15 protein-coding genes are annotated in these 16,445 nt (G+C 63.8%); 5 read left to right on the forward strand and 10 right to left on the reverse strand.

Annotation, left to right across the window (positions count from 1 at the left end; translation table 11 throughout):
• Positions 1–49 precede the first annotated feature (49 nt).
• Genes WG907_RS11705 through WG907_RS11715 form a run of 3 tightly spaced genes read left to right on the forward strand, consistent with a single transcriptional unit; the run spans position 50 to position 3,017 of the window.
• Positions 50–445, forward strand: coding sequence for a hypothetical protein (locus WG907_RS11705; protein WP_340232944.1), 396 nt, complete (start codon positions 50–52; stop codon positions 443–445).
• The gene (locus WG907_RS11710; protein WP_340232945.1) at positions 442–1,824 is read left to right on the forward strand and encodes an NAD(P)H-hydrate dehydratase; all 1,383 of its coding nucleotides are present in this window, start codon (positions 442–444) and stop codon (positions 1,822–1,824) included. The genes WG907_RS11705 and WG907_RS11710 overlap by 4 nt, the downstream gene beginning before the upstream one ends.
• Positions 1,821–3,017, forward strand: coding sequence for a class I SAM-dependent RNA methyltransferase (locus WG907_RS11715; protein WP_340232946.1), 1,197 nt, complete (start codon positions 1,821–1,823; stop codon positions 3,015–3,017). The genes WG907_RS11710 and WG907_RS11715 overlap by 4 nt, the downstream gene beginning before the upstream one ends.
• Before the next feature lie 72 nt (positions 3,018–3,089).
• Here WG907_RS11715 and WG907_RS11720 read toward each other — a convergent pair whose 3' ends face one another.
• The 7 genes from WG907_RS11720 to WG907_RS11750 form a co-directional block, all read right to left on the reverse strand.
• Positions 3,090–4,280, reverse strand: a complete 1,191-nt coding sequence (locus WG907_RS11720; protein WP_340232947.1) for a type III PLP-dependent enzyme domain-containing protein — start codon at positions 4,278–4,280, stop codon at positions 3,090–3,092.
• A 149-nt stretch (positions 4,281–4,429) separates the two neighbouring features.
• Positions 4,430–5,602, reverse strand: coding sequence for a carboxynorspermidine decarboxylase (locus WG907_RS11725; RefSeq protein WP_340232948.1), 1,173 nt, complete (start codon positions 5,600–5,602; stop codon positions 4,430–4,432).
• A gap of 100 nt (positions 5,603–5,702) precedes the next feature.
• Positions 5,703–6,908 (reverse strand): saccharopine dehydrogenase family protein, encoded by a 1,206-nt coding sequence (locus WG907_RS11730; protein WP_340232949.1) that lies wholly within the window; start codon positions 6,906–6,908, stop codon positions 5,703–5,705.
• A gap of 85 nt (positions 6,909–6,993) precedes the next feature.
• Entirely contained in the window at positions 6,994–7,200 is a 207-nt protein-coding gene (locus WG907_RS11735; RefSeq protein WP_340232950.1) for a hypothetical protein, read from the reverse strand.
• Positions 7,201–7,223: 23 nt separating this feature from the next.
• Positions 7,224–7,631, reverse strand: coding sequence for a nuclear transport factor 2 family protein (locus tag WG907_RS11740; RefSeq protein ID WP_340232951.1), 408 nt, complete (start codon positions 7,629–7,631; stop codon positions 7,224–7,226).
• Positions 7,632–7,770: 139 nt separating this feature from the next.
• Positions 7,771–9,369 carry a cisplatin damage response ATP-dependent DNA ligase gene (locus tag WG907_RS11745; protein ID WP_340232952.1) on the reverse strand — a complete coding sequence of 533 codons (1,599 nt, stop codon included), beginning with the start codon at positions 9,367–9,369 and terminating at the stop codon, positions 7,771–7,773.
• On the reverse strand, positions 9,366–10,379 hold the full coding sequence (locus tag WG907_RS11750; RefSeq protein WP_340232953.1) for a ligase-associated DNA damage response exonuclease: 1,014 nt from the start codon (positions 10,377–10,379) through the stop codon (positions 9,366–9,368). Before WG907_RS11750 ends, WG907_RS11745 begins: the two co-directional genes overlap by 4 nt.
• 141 nt (positions 10,380–10,520) lie before the next feature.
• On the opposite strand from WG907_RS11750, the gene WG907_RS11755 reads away from it, so the two are divergent.
• The gene (locus WG907_RS11755; protein ID WP_340232954.1) at positions 10,521–11,747 is read left to right on the forward strand and encodes a BtaA family protein; all 1,227 of its coding nucleotides are present in this window, start codon (positions 10,521–10,523) and stop codon (positions 11,745–11,747) included.
• 28 nt (positions 11,748–11,775) lie between these two features.
• Positions 11,776–12,399 (forward strand): class I SAM-dependent methyltransferase, encoded by a 624-nt coding sequence (locus WG907_RS11760; protein ID WP_340233069.1) that lies wholly within the window; start codon positions 11,776–11,778, stop codon positions 12,397–12,399.
• Positions 12,400–12,668: 269 nt separating this feature from the next.
• Here the strand turns inward: WG907_RS11760 and WG907_RS11765 are convergent, their stop codons facing one another.
• The 3 genes from WG907_RS11765 to murI form a co-directional block, all read right to left on the reverse strand.
• Positions 12,669–13,055, reverse strand: a complete 387-nt coding sequence (locus tag WG907_RS11765; protein ID WP_340232955.1) for a hypothetical protein — start codon at positions 13,053–13,055, stop codon at positions 12,669–12,671.
• A 1,126-nt stretch (positions 13,056–14,181) separates the two neighbouring features.
• Entirely contained in the window at positions 14,182–15,408 is a 1,227-nt protein-coding gene (gene hemA, locus WG907_RS11770) for a 5-aminolevulinate synthase (RefSeq protein ID WP_340232956.1), read from the reverse strand.
• Between the two features lie 129 nt (positions 15,409–15,537).
• Positions 15,538–16,341, reverse strand: a complete 804-nt coding sequence (gene murI, locus WG907_RS11775; RefSeq protein ID WP_340232957.1) for a glutamate racemase — start codon at positions 16,339–16,341, stop codon at positions 15,538–15,540.
• Positions 16,342–16,445 lie beyond the last annotated feature (104 nt).

Below are 16,445 nucleotides of genomic sequence, written 5' to 3' on the forward strand. Positions count from 1 at the left end.
TTCCCGTTATAAGGCAGCCCTTGAACATCGCGATCCAGGGGTAAAGCGAATGCGGATGAGTGACGGGCTGATCGCGGCAGGGCTTTTATGTGTCCCCCTGACCGCTTGCGGCAGCGGCAGGGCGCCCCAAAACGCTACTGTACAGGCCGGCCGGGATTCGCTCGCCGATGACGGCAAAGCCGATTGCGCGATCGGACAAGGCGCGGACTGGGCGCGCGACTGCCGCGTCGAGCGCAGCGACACCGCTGAGGGGCCATTGCTGACGCTTCGTCATCCCGATGGTGGCTTTCGTCGGCTGCGCATCGTCACCGACGGCCGCGGCCTCGTCCCGGCCGATGGAGCGGAGCAGGCCGGGCTTTCCATCATCGGGGATCGCCGAATCGAACTCGCGGTCGGATCGGACCGCTATCGCCTGCCAGCGACGATCGCCGCGCCGCGCCCATGACTCCCGCTCCTATCCTCACGGCGGGACAGATGCGCGCCGCCGAACAGGCGGTCTTTGCAAGCGGCTTGTCCGAATATGACCTGATGGAGCGGGCTGGCGCCGCTGCCGCAGACATCATCTGGCGGGCGGGCGGGCGTCGCGACGCGCTGATACTCTGTGGACCGGGCAATAATGGCGGCGATGGTTTCGTCATCGCCCGTCTGTTGCGCGCACGCGGATTGCCCGTCAGGGTGGCTGCGACGGGCGAAAGCCGCACCCCCTCAAGCCAACGGGCGCGCAGCCTGTGGCACGGCCCCGTCGAGCCGCTCACGGGCGCCGCCCCCGCGTCCCAGCTAGTCGATGCGCTGTTCGGCACTGGCCTGTCACGTGGTCTGGACAATGCGATTTCCGATCCGCTTTGCACTCTTGCCGGAAAAGCCGGCATCAGCTTCGCCATCGACCTGCCGAGCGGCGTGGACAGCGATAGCGGCGCGATCCTCTCCCCCGTGCCGCGCTTCGATGTCTGCATCGCGCTGGGCGCGCTCAAACCAGCGCATCTTCTCTATCCGGCCGCGGGGCAGGCAGCGCGAATCGTCTGCGCGGACATCGGCATCCGGGCTCGCGGCGACTGTCATCGCCTCGCCGCACCGGCGATCGCAGCACCGGGGCCTGATGCGCATAAATATAATCGCGGCCTCGTGGCCGTAGTGGCCGGCGTCATGCCGGGGGCGAGCTTGCTCGCGGCTCGCGCTGCCGCCCATGCGGGATGCGGCATGGTGCGTCGGATCACGCCGGACGGGGAAGCCTCCCGCCTCGATGCCATCGTCAATCTTTGCGGCGCGGAGGCGGCGGACATTGCGACGGCTCTCGCGGACCAGCGTTTATCCGCCGTAATCGTCGGCCCCGGTCTGGGGCGGGAGGACGATGCGCGATCCCGTCTGCACGCGGCGATCGGCGCGGGTCATCGACTGGTGCTCGATGCCGACGCCCTCGCCCTGATCGCGCCCGAAGCGATACCGCCGGGCGCGATCCTGACCCCGCATGAAGGCGAGTTCGTCCGACTGTTCGGCGACCTGCCCGGCAGCAAGATCGATCGCGCGCGCGCGGCGGCGGCGCGGACCGATGCCATCGTCATCTACAAGGGCGCGGACAGCGTGATCGCATCGCCCGATGGTCGGGTCGCCGTCGCCAGCGGCGCGTCGTCCTGGCTGTCGACCGCCGGAACCGGCGATGTGCTCGCTGGCATCGCTGCCGGACGGCTGGCGGTAACGGGCGATCCCTTCCGGGCGGCCAGCGAAGCGGTATGGCTGCATGGCGAGGCGGCTCGCCGGGCGGGCGCGGCCTTCGTCGCCGACGACCTCATCACTCATCTTCCCGCCGCGCTGGCGAGCCGGCTATGACCGGGGACCTTATCGTCCGCGTGGCGGCCAAAGGCGACGGCGTGACCGCTGACGGCCGCCATGTGGCGCTGGCTGCCCCCGGTGACCGGATCATGCCGGACGGCGCCGTCCAACGCGGGCCGCATCATGCCGATCCCCCCTGCATCCACTTCCCCGCTTGTGGCGGCTGTCAGCTCCAGCATCTCGATGAGGATAGCTATGCCGCGTTCGTGACCGCGCGCGTGACGGGCGCGCTGGCCGGGCAGGGCGTCGAGCCGCGTCTCCTACTCCAGCCGCACCTCTCCCCGCCACGCACACGCCGCAGGGCCGCTTTGCGCGCCGTACGGCAAGGCGGGCGTGTCGTCATCGGTTTCGCCGAACAGGGCAGCCACAGCCTGATCGACCTGATGATGTGCGAGGTCCTCGACCCGCGCCTCTTCGCGTTGCTCACCCCGCTGCGCGACCTTCTGAAGACGATTCTGCCCGACAAGCGCGCCGCCCATGTCAAAATGTCGCTCGTCGATCAGGGCGTCGACCTGCTGCTGGAGGGGGTAGGGGTCGAGGGACTTGCGGCGGACGAAGCGGTGGGCGATTTCGCCCGCGTGCATCGCCTTGCGCGCCTGACGATCGACGAAGGCGATGGCCCGCAGACCCGATGGGAGCCCGAGGGCGCGACGATACGCTTCGGCGGTGTTGCGGTGGCCTTTCCCCCCTACGCCTTCCTTCAGGCGACGCCCGACGGGGAAGCCGCGCTGGTCGAGGCGGCCCGCGCCGCGATGCCCGAAACCGGCGCGGTCGCCGACCTGTTCTGCGGCCTTGGCACATTCGCGCTGGCGCTGGGCGAGGGGCGGCCCGTCTATGCCGCCGAGGGTTCGCGCGACCTCCTCCTGTCGCTCAAGCTGGCGGCGAACCGCACCCAGCGGCGCTTCGCCGCCGAGCATCGCGACCTGTTCCGCCGGCCCCTGTCGCCAGCCGAGCTGGACCGATTCGCCGCGATCGTCATCGATCCGCCCCGCGCCGGCGCGCGCGAGCAGGTATTGCAGATCGCGCAGTCGCAGGTGCCGGTCGTCGCCTATATCTCCTGCAATCCCGGCAGTTTCGCACGCGACGCCGCGCATCTTACGTCGGCCGGCTACAGGCTGGAGAGCGTCAAGCCGGTCGGCCAGTTCCGCTGGTCCACCCATGTCGAACTGGTCGGCATTTTCCGGCGCTGATCAAAAAAATGTCCTCCGCCGACCTTTACCGGCGGAGGACAGGCACCCTCTCCCAAGGGGGGCTTGGACTGATTAGCCCAGCTTGATGACAGTCGCGAGACGGCGTGCGGGCACCGGCTCGGCATAGAGGCTGGCCATCGGCTCATCCTCGACCTCGATCACGGCGTCCGACGTAAAGCCGTTGAAACCGGTCCGCATCGCCGCGCCATAGGCGCCCAGCATCCCGATTTCGATATAATCGCCGACCTTCACATCATCGGGCAGCATGAATGGGCCGACCATATGATCCATATCGTCGCAGGTCGGGCCATAGAAGGAAAAGCCCTCCAGATCCGCCGCGCTGTCCTCTTCGCGCAGCAGGGCGACGGGGAACCGCCAGCCAAGATGCGCCGCATCGAACAGCGCGCCATAGGCGCCGTCGGTGATGTAGAGTTCCTTGCCCCGACGCCGCTCGACCCGAACGACGACCGAACTATATTCGGCCGACAGCGCGCGGCCCGGCTCGCACCACAGTTCGGACGAATAGCTGACCGGCAGGCTTTCGAACCCGCGATGGATTGCGGTGAAATAATGCTCCAATTCCGGCGGCTCCATGCCGGGATAGAGCGACGGGAAGCCCCCGCCGACATCGATGATGTCGACCGTGACGGCGGCATCGACGATCGCCGCGCGCACGCGCTCGATCGCGTTGGTGTAGGCGACCGGGCTCATCGCCTGGCTGCCGACATGGAAACAGATGCCGAGCGCGTCGGCGGCCTGCCTGGTCGCCATCAGCAGATCGCGCGTCTCGCCCAGTTCCGCGCCGAATTTCGACGCGAGGCTGAGCTCGGAATGTTCCGACGACACGCGTAACCGCACGCACAATTCCAGATCGGTCGCGTCGTTGGTGGCGCGCATGATCTTTTCCAGCTCGTCGATCGTATCGAGCGAAAAGGTGCGCACGCCATGGCTGTGATAGGCTTCGAAAATCGCTTCCTCGGCCTTCACAGGATGCATGAAGCACAGCTTGGCGTCCGGCAGCGTGCGCGCGACGAGGCGCACCTCGGCGATGGACGCGACGTCGTAATGCGTGATTCCGCTTTCCCACAACGTCACAAGGAGGTCGGGAGAGGGGTTCGCCTTGACCGCATAGAGCGAGCGACCCGGAAACTTCTCGGCGAAGAATCGGGCGGCCCGGGCCGCGGCCTGGGGTCGAATAAGCGTTACCGGAGCTGCCGGTTTGAGGGCGGTTGCTACCCCCAGCGCGCTAGGATGCTTGTGCAATTCAAGGGACCTCCAGTGTCGTTCAGGGCGAAATAAGCTGCCTTGCGGTGGAAGTCCCATGGGGCAGCGGAAGGGCGCTATATGCGCAGGGGTCCCCCCTGTAAAGCGGATGTGCAAATTTTGTTGCGCAACCGGGTATGAAACGCCCCTTATGAGAGGCGGGATTTGAAGTCGGCGTAGGAAAAGGCCCGGATTTCCTTCAGCGCATCGGTCGCCGAATTCCACAGCCAGATTGCGGGCAGGGGAACGCCGTTGAATGTGTTCGTCTTGACCATCGAATAATGCGCCTGGTCGAGGAACGCGATCCGCGCGCCCGGCTCCGCGCCGCCCGGCACCCGATAGTCGCCGATGATGTCGCCTGCCAGGCAGGACGGGCCACCAAGGCGCGTGACGGCGCCTTCCAAGGGTTCATGCAGCATGGCGGGCCGGTACGGCGCCTCGATCACGTCGGGCATATGGCATGTGGCGGAGATGTCGGTGATGGCGACGGGCATGCCATTGTCGATGACGTCCAGCACCTCGCCGATCAGAATGCCGGCATCCAGCGCCATCGCTTCACCCGGTTCGATATAGAGTTCGAGCCCCGTCCGCGCCTTGATCCGTTGCAGGAAGGCGACCAGTTCGTCGCGCTGGTAATCGGCGCGGGTGATATGATGGCCACCGCCGAAGTTCAGCCATTTCAGGCCACTGATAAAGGGCATTACGCGCGATTCGATCGCGGCCCAGGTGCGTTCGAGCGGCAGGAAATCCTGTTCGCACAGATTATGCACGTGCAGGCCGTCCACGCCGTCGAGATGCTCGGGCCGCAACTGATCGACGGGAAACCCCAACCGGCTGTGCGGCTGCGACGGGTCATATTTGGGCACTTCGCCCTCGGCATGGAGGGGGTTGAGCCGCAACCCGATGTCGAACCGCCGCCCTTGCGCCCGCGCGGCGTCGATGACCGGCTTCAACCGCGCGATCTGGCCGGGGCTATTGAAGATGACATGATCGGATATTTTCAGGATCTCGGCCAGATCGTCGGGCTTGTAGGCCGCGCAGTAGGTCGCGACCTCGCCCCTATATTCCTCGCGCCCCAGCCGCGCTTCATACAGGCCCGACGCGCAGACCCCGTCCAGATATTCGCCGACGACGCTGCCCAGCGACCACATGGAAAAGGCCTTGAGCGCGCCCAGCACCTTCACACCCGCGCGGTCGCCCACGTCCTTGAGGATAGCGAGATTACGCCGGATCGCCGCCTCGTCGACCACGAAGGCGGGCGAGGGCACGCGATACAGGTCGAAGCGCGCAAAGGCGCCGGGATCGCCGGCCTTGGTTTCCATATATTTACTCCGTCACCCCAGCGAAGGCTGGGGTCTCGTGGGCCACGCCGCGCCCTGTCGCCTGAGACCCCAGCCTGCGCTGGGGTGACGACTAAAGTCGTCAGAAATCCAGCGGCGCGTCCAGTTCCTTCACCTGCCAGGGCAGACCATGTTTGTTCAGCATGTCCATAAAAGGATCGGGATCGAGCTGTTCGATATTGAACACGCCTTCACCTTTCCACGCGCCGGTCAGCATCATCGCCGCGCCGATCATCGCGGGCACGCCTGTCGTATAGCTCACCGCCTGATTGCCCGTTTCGGCATAGGCGTCCTCATGGTCGCAGATATTATAGACGTAGACCGTCTTCTTCTGACCGTCCTTCTCACCCGTCGCGATGTCGCCGATATTGGTCTTGCCCTTGGTGGTCGAACCCAGGCTCGACGGTTCGGGCAGCACGGCCTTCAAAAACTGGAGTGGGATGATCTCGCGCCCTTCGTACATCACCGGGTCGATCCGCGTCATGCCGACATTCTGGAGCACTTCGAGATGCTTGAGATAGGCGTCGCCGAACGTCATCCAGAATCGGATGCGCTTGATTTCGGGATAATATTTGGCGAGGCTTTCCAGCTCCTCATGATACATGAGGTACATATTCTTTTTGCCCACGCCCTCGAAATCGAACGCCTGTTTATGCTTGAGCGGCGGCCCCTCGACCCATTTTCCGCCTTCCCAGTGACGCGACGGAGCCGTGACCTCCCGGATGTTGATCTCGGGATTGAAATTGGTCGCGAAATGCTGGCCATGGTCGCCGCCATTGCAATCGAGAATGTCGAGCGTGTCGATCCGGTCGAGCAGATGTTTCTTGATATAGCTGGCAAAGACGCTGGTGACGCCGGGGTCGAAGCCCGATCCCAGCAGCGCCATGATGCCGGCTTCCTTGAAACGCTCCTGATACGCCCATTGCCAGCCATATTCGAACTTCGGCGTGTCGCGCGGCTCGTAATTGGCGGTGTCGAGATAATCGGTCTTGGTCGCGAGGCACGCGTCCATGATGTTGAGGTCCTGATAGGGCAGGGCCAGATTGACGACGAGTTTGGGCTGAACCTTTTCGATCAGCGCGATGGTGGCGGCGACGTCATCGGCGTCGACCTGCGCCACGTCGATGGTGACGCCGGTGCGCGCCCTGACCGATTCGGCGACCTTTTCGCACGAAACGATGCGGCGGCTCGCAAGCGTGATATGGCTGAAGATATCTGTATTCATCGCCATTTTGTGAACCGCGACAGACCCGACGCCGCCAGCACCGATGACCAGAACCTTGCTCAATTCAACTGCTCCATCACTTGCCCCAAAGGGCCCGGAAAGCGCCCATATAGGCTGTTGTGGTTACAGCGCAAAGTCGCTCTGCCGGTCAGCCCCCGCCGCACCCGCACCCGCGCCATTCGGTCAGCGGTTCGATCTCGGCCAGATAATCGTCTGGAGCGATGCCGCTGGAGAAGGCGTCGCGATAGTCGTCTTCCTCACTGGAAATCGCCCAGCCGATACCGCGCTCCTTCGCCAGGCGGCGAAGCGCGGCATGCCAGTCAGCCAGCGCGGGTGCAGGGCCGGCGTTCGTCATGAGCGATGTGCGGGGCCGACCGGTCAGGCCAGTCCCGCGGCCTTGAGCGCCGTCGCGGTATCCCCGTAAATCACGCGCAGCTTGGTCGTCTTGCCATTGGCCAGCGTCCAGATTTCGATCAGCGGAATGGTGACGGTCGTCCCGGTGCTTCTGCCGGTCAATTCCAGCTGGCCCCACGCCACCACATTGTCGCCGGCCGCGGCGATATTCTCTTTGGTGAAATTCAGCGCCGAAAACACTTCCATCACCTTGCCGATGACCAGCGGGAAGACACCCGGACCTTTGAAAACGCCGGCATAGGGCAGCGACTCGGCAACTTCATGAATTTCCGACTCGTCGGTGAAACTGGCGACGAAGCCTTCCATTTCGCCCCGCAGCAGCGCCGCATAGGCGCTTTCCACGATTTGCAGATTTTGCTCTTGTACCGACATGATTATCTCTCTCCCGGCCGGCCCCTTGCGAGAGGGCCCCGAATGTTAAGGATGGTGGTGGGCCCTGATCTGGATCAGCCCCGCGCCCTGGTCAATATCAATCCATCGAAGACATGCCCGGGTTCGCGGCAAAATCCGCTCAGCTTACGAGCCTCTTGAGCCCCTCCACCGTATCCGCTTCCGCCGCCGGCTTATCGCGCCTGATGCGCGCGATTCTCGGGAAGCGCATGGCGAGCCCCGATTTATGCCGTTTGCTGTCGTGAATGCTGTCGAACGCCACTTCCAATACCAGCGACTTTTCCACCTCCCGCACCGGGCCGAAGCGATTGACCGTGTTGCCGCGCACGAAACGGTCGAGCCATTTCAGCTCCTCGTCGGTAAAGCCCGAATAGGCCTTGCCCACCGGCAGCAACTCCCCGGCCGCCGTCCAGCATCCGAACGTATAGTCCGAATAAAAGGACGATCGCTTGCCGTGGCCGCGCTGCGCATACATCATGACGCAATCGGCGGTCAGCGGATCGCGCTTCCATTTATACCAGAGCGACGCCTTGCGCCCCGCCACATAGGGGCTGTCCCGCCGCTTGAGCATGACCCCCTCGATCGCGGCGTCGCGCGCACCGGCGCGGATGTCTGCGAGCGCGTCGAAGTCGGCCGCTTCGATGACTGTGGAAATGTCGAACCGGTCTGGGTCGAGACGCGCCATATAGGCTTCGAGCCTTGCGCGGCGCTGGGTCCAGGGCAGGGCGCGCAGATCCTCCTCGCCTTCGAGCAAAATGTCGTACAGCCGGACGAAGGCGGGATAATCGTCCATCATCTTCGCAGACACCGCCTTGCGCCCGAGCCTTTGTTGCAGCGCGTTGAAGCTGGCTGCAGACCCTCCATGCTCCTCGGCGCCCTGAAACTCTCCGCGCACCAGCAATTCGCCGTCCAGCACGGCATGGCCGGTGAAAGCGCGCGCGATGTCGGGGAAGCTCCCCGTAATGTCGTCGCCGCCCCGGCTGTAGAGCCGCGTTTCGCTTCCCGTCCCGACGATCTGGACGCGAATGCCGTCCCATTTCCATTCGGCGGCATAGTCGTCGAGGTCGACGCTGTCGGCTTCGAGCGGATGTGCGAGCATGAAAGGCCGGAAAAAGGGCGTTCCTGCCGGATCGGGCCTGCCAGCGCGGCCTTCGGCCCAATCGAACAAGGCGGTATAGGGCGGGGCGAGTGCGTGCCAGACCTGCTCCACCTCATCGACATCGAGGCCGAAGCCCTGCGCGAAGCCGGTCTTGGCCAGCCGCGCGGAGATGCCGACCCGTAATCCCCCGGTGGCAAGCTTGAGTAGCGCGAAGCGGCCCGACGCGTCGAGATGGTCCATCATCCGGGCCAGGACGGCGGGCGCGGCGGCGCGGCTGGTGGCTGACAGCGACTCGACCACGGCCGCGATGCCGAGCGAGCCGTCGTCAATCTCCGCCGGCTGATCCTCCCGCTTGGGCCACAGCAGGGCGACCGTCTCGGCAAGGTCGCCGACATAATCGCGGCTCATCTCGAACAGCACCGGGTCGGTACGGTCGCGGATCATTTCACCGATGGCGGCGGATTTGACCGCCTTCAGGTCGAGATTCCCGGTCAGCGCCGCGAGCGCCCAGCCGCGATCGGGATCGGGTGCGTGCCGCATATAGCGCGCGATCAGGTCCAGCTTGCCGTTGCGCGAGCGCGTGTAGACAAGGCCGTCGAGCAATTGGGAAAACGGTCTCATTCTTCCTGCGCCTCGTCGTCATCATCCTCACGCCCGACCAGCGCCAGCGCCCACGCGCGCATCTGGTGAGTCATGCACCAGTGGAGCAGGGCTTCCTCGCGGCCATGGGTGATCCACGTCTCGCCCGGTGCCACCTCGCGCAGCGTATCGGTCAACTCGTCCCAGTCGGCATGATCGGAAATCACCAGCGGCAGTTCGACATTCTTCTGCCGCGCCCGCTGGCGCACCCGCATCCATCCCGAAGCCATGGCGGTGATCGGGTCGGGCAGGCGGCGGCTCCAGCGATCGTTGAGCGCCGATGGCGGGGAGACGATGATGTGCCCGCGCATCTCCTTTGCGGGAATACCGGTGGCCGGGCGCAATTCTCCCATCTCGACCCCGAAATCGGCGTAGAGCGCGCACATCCGCTCCATCGCGCCGTGGATATAGATCGGCTCATGATGCCCTCGCGCGCGAAGCTCGCAAATTACCCGCTGCGCCTTGCCCAGCGCATAAGCGCCGACCAGTACGCAGCGATCGGGATTGGCATGCAGCGCGCCCAGCAGCCGATCGATCTCGCTGCCCGTATCGGGATGGCGGAACACGGGCAGTCCGAACGTCGCCTCGGTCACGAAAATATCGCAGGGCACCGGCTCGAACGGCTTGCAGGTCGGGTCCGGCCGCCGCTTGTAATCGCCGGTCACGACGACGCGCTCGCCCGCATGATCGAGTATGATCTGCGCGGAGCCGAGCACATGGCCTGCGGGGACATAGCGGATCGCGACCCCGCCCAGCCGCACTTCCTCGCCATAGTCCACCGCCGTGCCCGACGCCGTGCCATAGCGCAGCGCCATGATCGCCAGCGTCTCGCGCGTCGCCCAGACATGGCCGTGCCCGCCGCGCGCATGATCGGCATGGCCATGGGTCACCAGTGCGCGCTCGCGCGGCGCCGAAGGGTCGATCCACGCGTCCGCCGGGCGCACGTAGATGCCGGTGGGATGGGGTTCGATCCAGTGGGAAGCAGGCGGCATGATGACTAAAAGATGGGACGGGCGGTCGCGGTTCCGCAAGGGCGTCGCGAAATCGTAACGCAACCGTCACGCCACCGCCACAGGTCCCGCATAAGCGAACAGGACCGAACCCTGATCGAGCCGATATCGGAGACGCATGACATGGCATCCATCGCGCAGCAGAATGTCGGGCGCGCGGTCCATCGGCACCCGCGTCTGTCCAGGCAGGGGTTGCTCGAACGCGCCTTCACCTTCGCCTTTCGCGGTCTCGTCTATGCCCAGATCTGGGAAGACCCGGCGGTCGATATGGAAGCGCTGGCCATCACGCCCGACTGCCATATCGTCACCATCGCATCGGGTGGCTGTAACGTGTTGAGCTACCTGACGGCCGACCCGGCGCGGATCACGGCGGTCGACCTCAATACCGCACATATCGCCCTCAACCGGCTCAAGCTGGCCGCCGTGCGGTCGCTGCCCGATCACGCCGCCTTCCATCGCTTCTTCGCTCAGGCCGACAGCGAACGGAACGTCACGGCCTATCATACGCACATCGCGCCGCATCTGGACGATGTGACCCGGCGCTATTGGGAAGGGCGCGACCTTATCGGCCGGCGGCGAATCGGCGGCTTCGCGCGCGGCATCTATAAACAGGGCCTGCTCGGTCATTTCATCGGCGCGGCGCATCTGCTCGCCCGGCTGCACGGGGTCGATCCCCGGCGGATGCTCGACGCGACGTCGCCTGCCGAGCAGCGCGCCATCTTCGAGCGCGACCTCGCGCCGATTTTCGAAAAGCCATTCGTGCGCTGGCTGACGAGCCAGCCCGCCTCGCTGTTTGGCCTCGGCATTCCGCCCGCCCAGTTCGGCGCGCTGGCTGGCGACGCGCGGATGGACGCCGTGCTCAGGGCGCGGCTGGAAAAGCTCGCCTGCGACTTCGATATCCGCGACAATTATTTCGCCGTCCAGGCGTTCGGGCGGGGCTACAGGGCGGTGGGCAAAGATGACGATATCCCGCTGCCGCCCTATCTTCAGGCCACCCATCATGCGGCGGTCGTCGACCGGGCCGAGCGGGTCGACGTGCGCCATGCCAATCTCGAAGACTATCTTAGGGATCAGTCCGCGGGATCGGTCGACCGTTATGTCCTGCTCGATGCGCAGGACTGGATGACGGACGCGCAACTCAACGCGCTGTGGACCCAGATCACGCGAACCGCGCGACCGGGGGCTCGCGTCCTGTTCCGAACGGCGGGAGAAGCCAGCATCCTGCCCGGCCGCGTCGATGGCGCGACGCTCGACCGCTGGGCCTATCAGGCGGCAGCGTCCCGCGACTATGGCGCGCGCGACCGGTCCGCCATCTATGGTGGCGTCCACCTCTATATATCGAAGGGCTGACGCCTTGGCGCAGGGGCATGGCGGGCTGATGGACGGCGTCTATCGCTACCAACGGCATATCTACGATCTCACGCGCAAATATTATCTGCTGGGCCGTGACGACCTGATCGCCGGTCTCGCGCCACCGCCGGGCGGGCATGTGCTGGAAATCGGCTGCGGGACAGGACGCAACCTCATCGCCTGTGCCAGAGCCTGGCCGCTGGCGCATCTCTATGGCGTCGATATCTCGCAAGCCATGCTCGAAACCGCGCGCGTTTCGATCGCAAAGGCCGGCCTCGCCGATCGCGTGACGCTCGCACTGGGAGACGCCTGCGCCTTCGATCCCAAAGCCTTGTTTGGCCGCGCGACCTTCGACCGCATATTCATCAGCTATGCCCTGTCGATGATCCCCGACTGGCAGGCGGCGCTGGCCCGGGCGGCAACCCGCGTCGCGCCGGGCGGCAGGCTTGAGATCGTCGACTTCGGCCAGCAACAAGGCTTGCCGCCCCTGTGGCGCAAGGCTCTGTTCAACTGGCTCGCCCGCTTCCACGTCACCCCCCGCGCGGACCTCGCCGCGGCCGTGGAGGCGCTCGCGCGCGTCACAGACGCCACCTCGCACAGCATCGCCCTATATCGCGGCTACGCATTGAAAACTGGCCTGACCCGCCTTTGATAAGAGCAGGGCAGGGAAAGGGCAAAGGCAAAGGCAAAGGCAAAGGCAAAGGCAAAGGCAAGAGCAGGGCAGCGGCGAGAGCGAAGGGCAAGGGCAGAGCAACAAGGGCAGGGCAAGAGTCGAAGGACAACGATTCTGCCGAGCACCCAAGCCGCCATCACCCCGTCATTCCCGCGAAAGCGGGAATCCATCTCACCCCACATTATCCGCCTGCCAAAGGCAGCTGGGCCCACGCTTGCGCAGGAACGACGTGAGAGGGTGGATCGCGGTCAGTCGCCAATAGAAGGCGTTTGCGATAATAGCTGCCGCGTGAGTGGGCCGTTGGCAGTTATGATTTTGCAGGCTGCTAACTCCGCTCGATTTACCAGCCCTTGCAGTGCTGCTTTTAATCGAGGCCGCGCTAGCTCGTACTCAGCGACCATTTTGTCGCGCAATATTCCTCTGCAAAAAGGTGCTGCGAGGCTGCCTTCGATACATCCGTTGAGCGCCCCGAATGAAAGAGGGAAATTCTTTTGGATTGCTTGTGATTCGAACGGCATAAGAATTTCATCTCGTGCGCTCCACATCAAGCTGCCGATAGCTGCCCTGACAATCGCCCCTTCGTATTTTTTGTCAACGGTCGCTCCCACAGATTCCCTCAGGTAAAGCTCATTCAAACAACTCCTGTCATGGGCTGCATCAGGGGCAGGCCAAACTGGGATGAGTAAATGGCCGGTATGCGGTATCCAGTCTGGTCGAAATTGCTCCGCAATTCTGAATAGCCGCCATTTAGGGCCTTCATGACCGTTATTGCTGGACCCATAGCCCTGAACGAACCCAACTATTGGCCATAAGAAGGTGGCTGCCAAAACCGCGCCCGATGCAAAAGCGAACGATTTAGCCCATCGGTGCATGCCACCTCCATTATAGCGCCTTAGGCAAGCATGGATCCATGGCAACTTGCAAGCAATGGCTGAGCCCGGATGAACGGTAAAAAGTAGTCGCGTGCTGACTAAGGCATCCTCGCAGGGATTATTGAGCCAGACGGCCTATATAGCCGATGGTCAAGCTTGCCTTTCGTCCAATGCAATGGTCCGTCAGGCGTAAGGCTTCGCCAGCATCAATGGACCCGGCTCTATCCAAGACAGCCTCCATCCAGTTCCTATTTTCATTTCGGATTGTAAGGCGTCCGAGATAGAATTGGAAAACGAGCTGCCCTCCTATGCGCGCTTCGTTGTCCGCTTTTGAATTTGCTTGCGGATCACTTGCTTTTTAAGCTTGCGGCGGCACATTGTAGGTCGTTCTCATAAGTTTCGGGACTGAGAGGCTGAGTAGAAATCGAAAGCAAAAAAGCAACGATCATAGTCATGATCCGTATTGGGAAGAGGCATTCTATATCGATTGGAGGCCACATGCTATCTGGTTTTCAGGTTTAGCATCCAACGGGCAAGGGCGGAGGTCTGCTAATAACGACATGAAATGCACGGTTGCATGACCGCAACTGATCGTCAGCAGTCATACCCTCTCTCGTCATGCCGGGCTTAACCCGGCATCCGCTTCTGTCTGGTCAGGCGGGACCCGGGATCAAATCCAAGGTGACGGCAAAGGTTCGGGCGGCTTTTAGCCGCAAGCTCACGCCCAAAATATCCCCTGTCCTACACGCCACGCCTCGTGCGACAAGCGCCCATCGGCTCTTTCGCATCGTCCGTCACATTTCCAGCCAACTTTCCGAAAATATCAAAGCCGCGCAATAAATGGGCGAAATATGCGGGAAATATGCGAAGTTAAGCCTTCGCCTCCACCTCAAGCCGCCTGACGCTCGGCCTTCTCAAGCTCCAGCCGGTCCCAGATTTCGGCCAGCGCCGCAACCAGTTCGCGCATCATCGCCTCACTGTGCGCGGGACCGGGGGTGAAGCGCAGCCGCTCGGTGCCGCGCGGCACGGTCGGATAGTTGATCGGCTGCACATAGGCGCCATATTCGGCGAGTAATATATCGCTGATCCGCTTTGCCTTGACCGGGTCGCCGACCATCAGCGGCACGATATGGGTCGATGACAGCATAACCGGCAGTCCCGCCTCGTGCATCAGGCCCTTGAGCGTCGCGGCGGCGGCCTGCTGGCCCTCGCGCTCTTCGCTCGATCCCTTGAGATGGCGCACGCTCGCCAGCACGCCCGCGACCAGTACCGGTGATAGCGACGTCGTGAAGATGAAACCGGGCGCATAGCTGCGGATCACGTCGATGATCATCTGGTCGGCCGCGATATAGCCGCCCATAACGCCGAACGCCTTGCCCAGCGTCCCTTCGATGATGGTGAGGCGATGCGCAATCTCGTCCCGCTCCGAAATGCCGCCGCCGCGCGGGCCGTACATCCCCACGGCGTGGACCTCGTCCAGATAGGTCAGCGCATTATATTCGTCCGCCAGATCGCAGATTGCGGAAATGGGGGCGACGTCGCCATCCATCGAATAGACGCTTTCGAACGCGATCAGCTTGGGCGCATCGGGGTCCGCCGCTTCCAGCAAGGTCCGCAGGTGATCGACGTCATTGTGCCGGAACACCTGCTTCTCGCAGCCCGCATTGCGGATACCCGCGATCATGCTCGCATGGTTCAGCTCGTCCGAAAAGACGATGCAGCCGGGCAGGATCTTGGCGAGCGTCGAAAGCGTCGCGTCGTTCGACACATAGCCCGAGGTGAAGAGCAGCGCCCCCTCCTTGCCATGCAGGTCGGCCAGCTCTGCTTCCAGATCGACATGATAATGGGTGTTGCCACCAATATTGCGCGTGCCACCGGAACCCGCGCCGACATCGTGCAGCGCCTCTTCCATCGCGGCGACCACCTTGGGATGCTGGCCCATGGCGAGATAGTCGTTCGAACACCAGACGGTGATCGGCTTGGGACCATTATGGCCATGAAAACAGCGGGCGTTGGGAAAGGCGCCCTTGTTGCGCAGAATATCGATGAACACGCGATACCGGCCCTCGCTATGGAGCCGGTCGATCGCCTGGGAAAAGATATGTTTATAGTCCACGAAAACGCCCTGTCCCTAAAGTCCCGCATCCTCTGGTGGGCCATTTACCGCCAGATGGCCGCATTTACCAGCGATAACGGTTCGCAGGCATAGCGAGAAAGAGCGATCACGGAAATCGGACCTTTTGTCCTACAGCGCCTCGATCTGTTCGAGGCCATAGTCTGCGAGCGCAGGGGCCAGGCGGGCGACCTCCGAATCGAGGCGGGTGACAACCGCCTTCCCCGGCCTGGGGGTCAAGGGCCAGGACTGGCCCTGGGTAAGATAGAGGATCCGTCGCGCAATGCCTTCGCCGCCATGCACGAACGTCAGTCGCCGTGGGGCCGCCGCAGCCAGTTCCGCCTCGACCAGCGGGAAATGGGTGCAGGCGAGGACAACGACGTCCATGCGGTCGCCCTCCGGCTGATCCAGCAGCCCGGACAGCGCGTCCCGTGCGATCGCCGGATCGAGCCTCTCGCCGCGCAATTTCGCCTCGGCCAGTTCGACCAAAGCCGCCGAGCCATGGCGCAACACGGTGCAGTCCGCGCCATGTTCGGCCGCAAGCCGGTCGACATAGGGCTGGCGTACGGTCGCGTCGGTGCCGAGCACGCCGAATATACGGCTTTTCGACAACAAGGCGGCAGGCTTGATGGCCGGCACGGTGCCGACGACGGGGATGTCGAGCGCGGCCCGAACCGCCGACAAGGCGATCGTCGATGCAGTGTTGCACGCGATCACGGCCAGGCGGGGGCGATAGCGTTCGACGAGCCGCCCGAGCAATGCCGGAACGCGCGCCGCGATCTCCGCCTCGCTCTTGGTGCCATAGGGGAACCCCGCGCTGTCGGCGGCATAGATGATGGGCGCGGTCGGCAATGCGGCGCGCGCCGGCCCCAGGATCGACAGGCCGCCAACGCCGGAATCGAAGAATAGAAGGGGGGCTTGGGGCGCGACCGTCATCGTGGCGATCTGTCGCGGCAGCGGGCCGGACTGTCAATATGCGCTATCATTAGGAGGATGGGCCGCGCGTCATGGCGAAGTTTCCCCGGCGCCCATTGCTCCGT

It is taken from the genome of Sphingobium fluminis (genome assembly GCF_037723805.1).
In the GTDB taxonomy this organism is placed as follows: Bacteria; Pseudomonadota; Alphaproteobacteria; order Sphingomonadales; family Sphingomonadaceae; genus Sphingobium.

What these genes read in the sequence shown, in the direction of transcription:
- WG907_RS11715 (WP_340232946.1), top strand. Translation starts at nt 1,821, where the DNA reads ATGACCGGGGACCTTATCGTCCGCGTGGCGGCCAAAGGCGACGGCGTG.
- WG907_RS11755 (WP_340232954.1), top strand. Translation starts at nt 10,521, where the DNA reads ATGGCATCCATCGCGCAGCAGAATGTCGGGCGCGCGGTCCATCGGCAC.
- murI (WP_340232957.1), bottom strand. Translation starts at nt 16,341, where the DNA reads ATGACGGTCGCGCCCCAAGCCCCCCTTCTATTCTTCGATTCCGGCGTT.
- WG907_RS11725 (WP_340232948.1), bottom strand. Translation starts at nt 5,602, where the DNA reads ATGGAAACCAAGGCCGGCGATCCCGGCGCCTTTGCGCGCTTCGACCTG.
- WG907_RS11735 (WP_340232950.1), bottom strand. Translation starts at nt 7,200, where the DNA reads ATGACGAACGCCGGCCCTGCACCCGCGCTGGCTGACTGGCATGCCGCG.
- WG907_RS11745 (WP_340232952.1), bottom strand. Translation starts at nt 9,369, where the DNA reads ATGAGACCGTTTTCCCAATTGCTCGACGGCCTTGTCTACACGCGCTCG.
- WG907_RS11710 (WP_340232945.1), top strand. Translation starts at nt 442, where the DNA reads ATGACTCCCGCTCCTATCCTCACGGCGGGACAGATGCGCGCCGCCGAA.
- WG907_RS11750 (WP_340232953.1), bottom strand. Translation starts at nt 10,379, where the DNA reads ATGCCGCCTGCTTCCCACTGGATCGAACCCCATCCCACCGGCATCTAC.
- WG907_RS11740 (WP_340232951.1), bottom strand. Translation starts at nt 7,631, where the DNA reads ATGTCGGTACAAGAGCAAAATCTGCAAATCGTGGAAAGCGCCTATGCG.
- WG907_RS11760 (WP_340233069.1), top strand. Translation starts at nt 11,776, where the DNA reads ATGGACGGCGTCTATCGCTACCAACGGCATATCTACGATCTCACGCGC.
- WG907_RS11705 (WP_340232944.1), top strand. Translation starts at nt 50, where the DNA reads ATGCGGATGAGTGACGGGCTGATCGCGGCAGGGCTTTTATGTGTCCCC.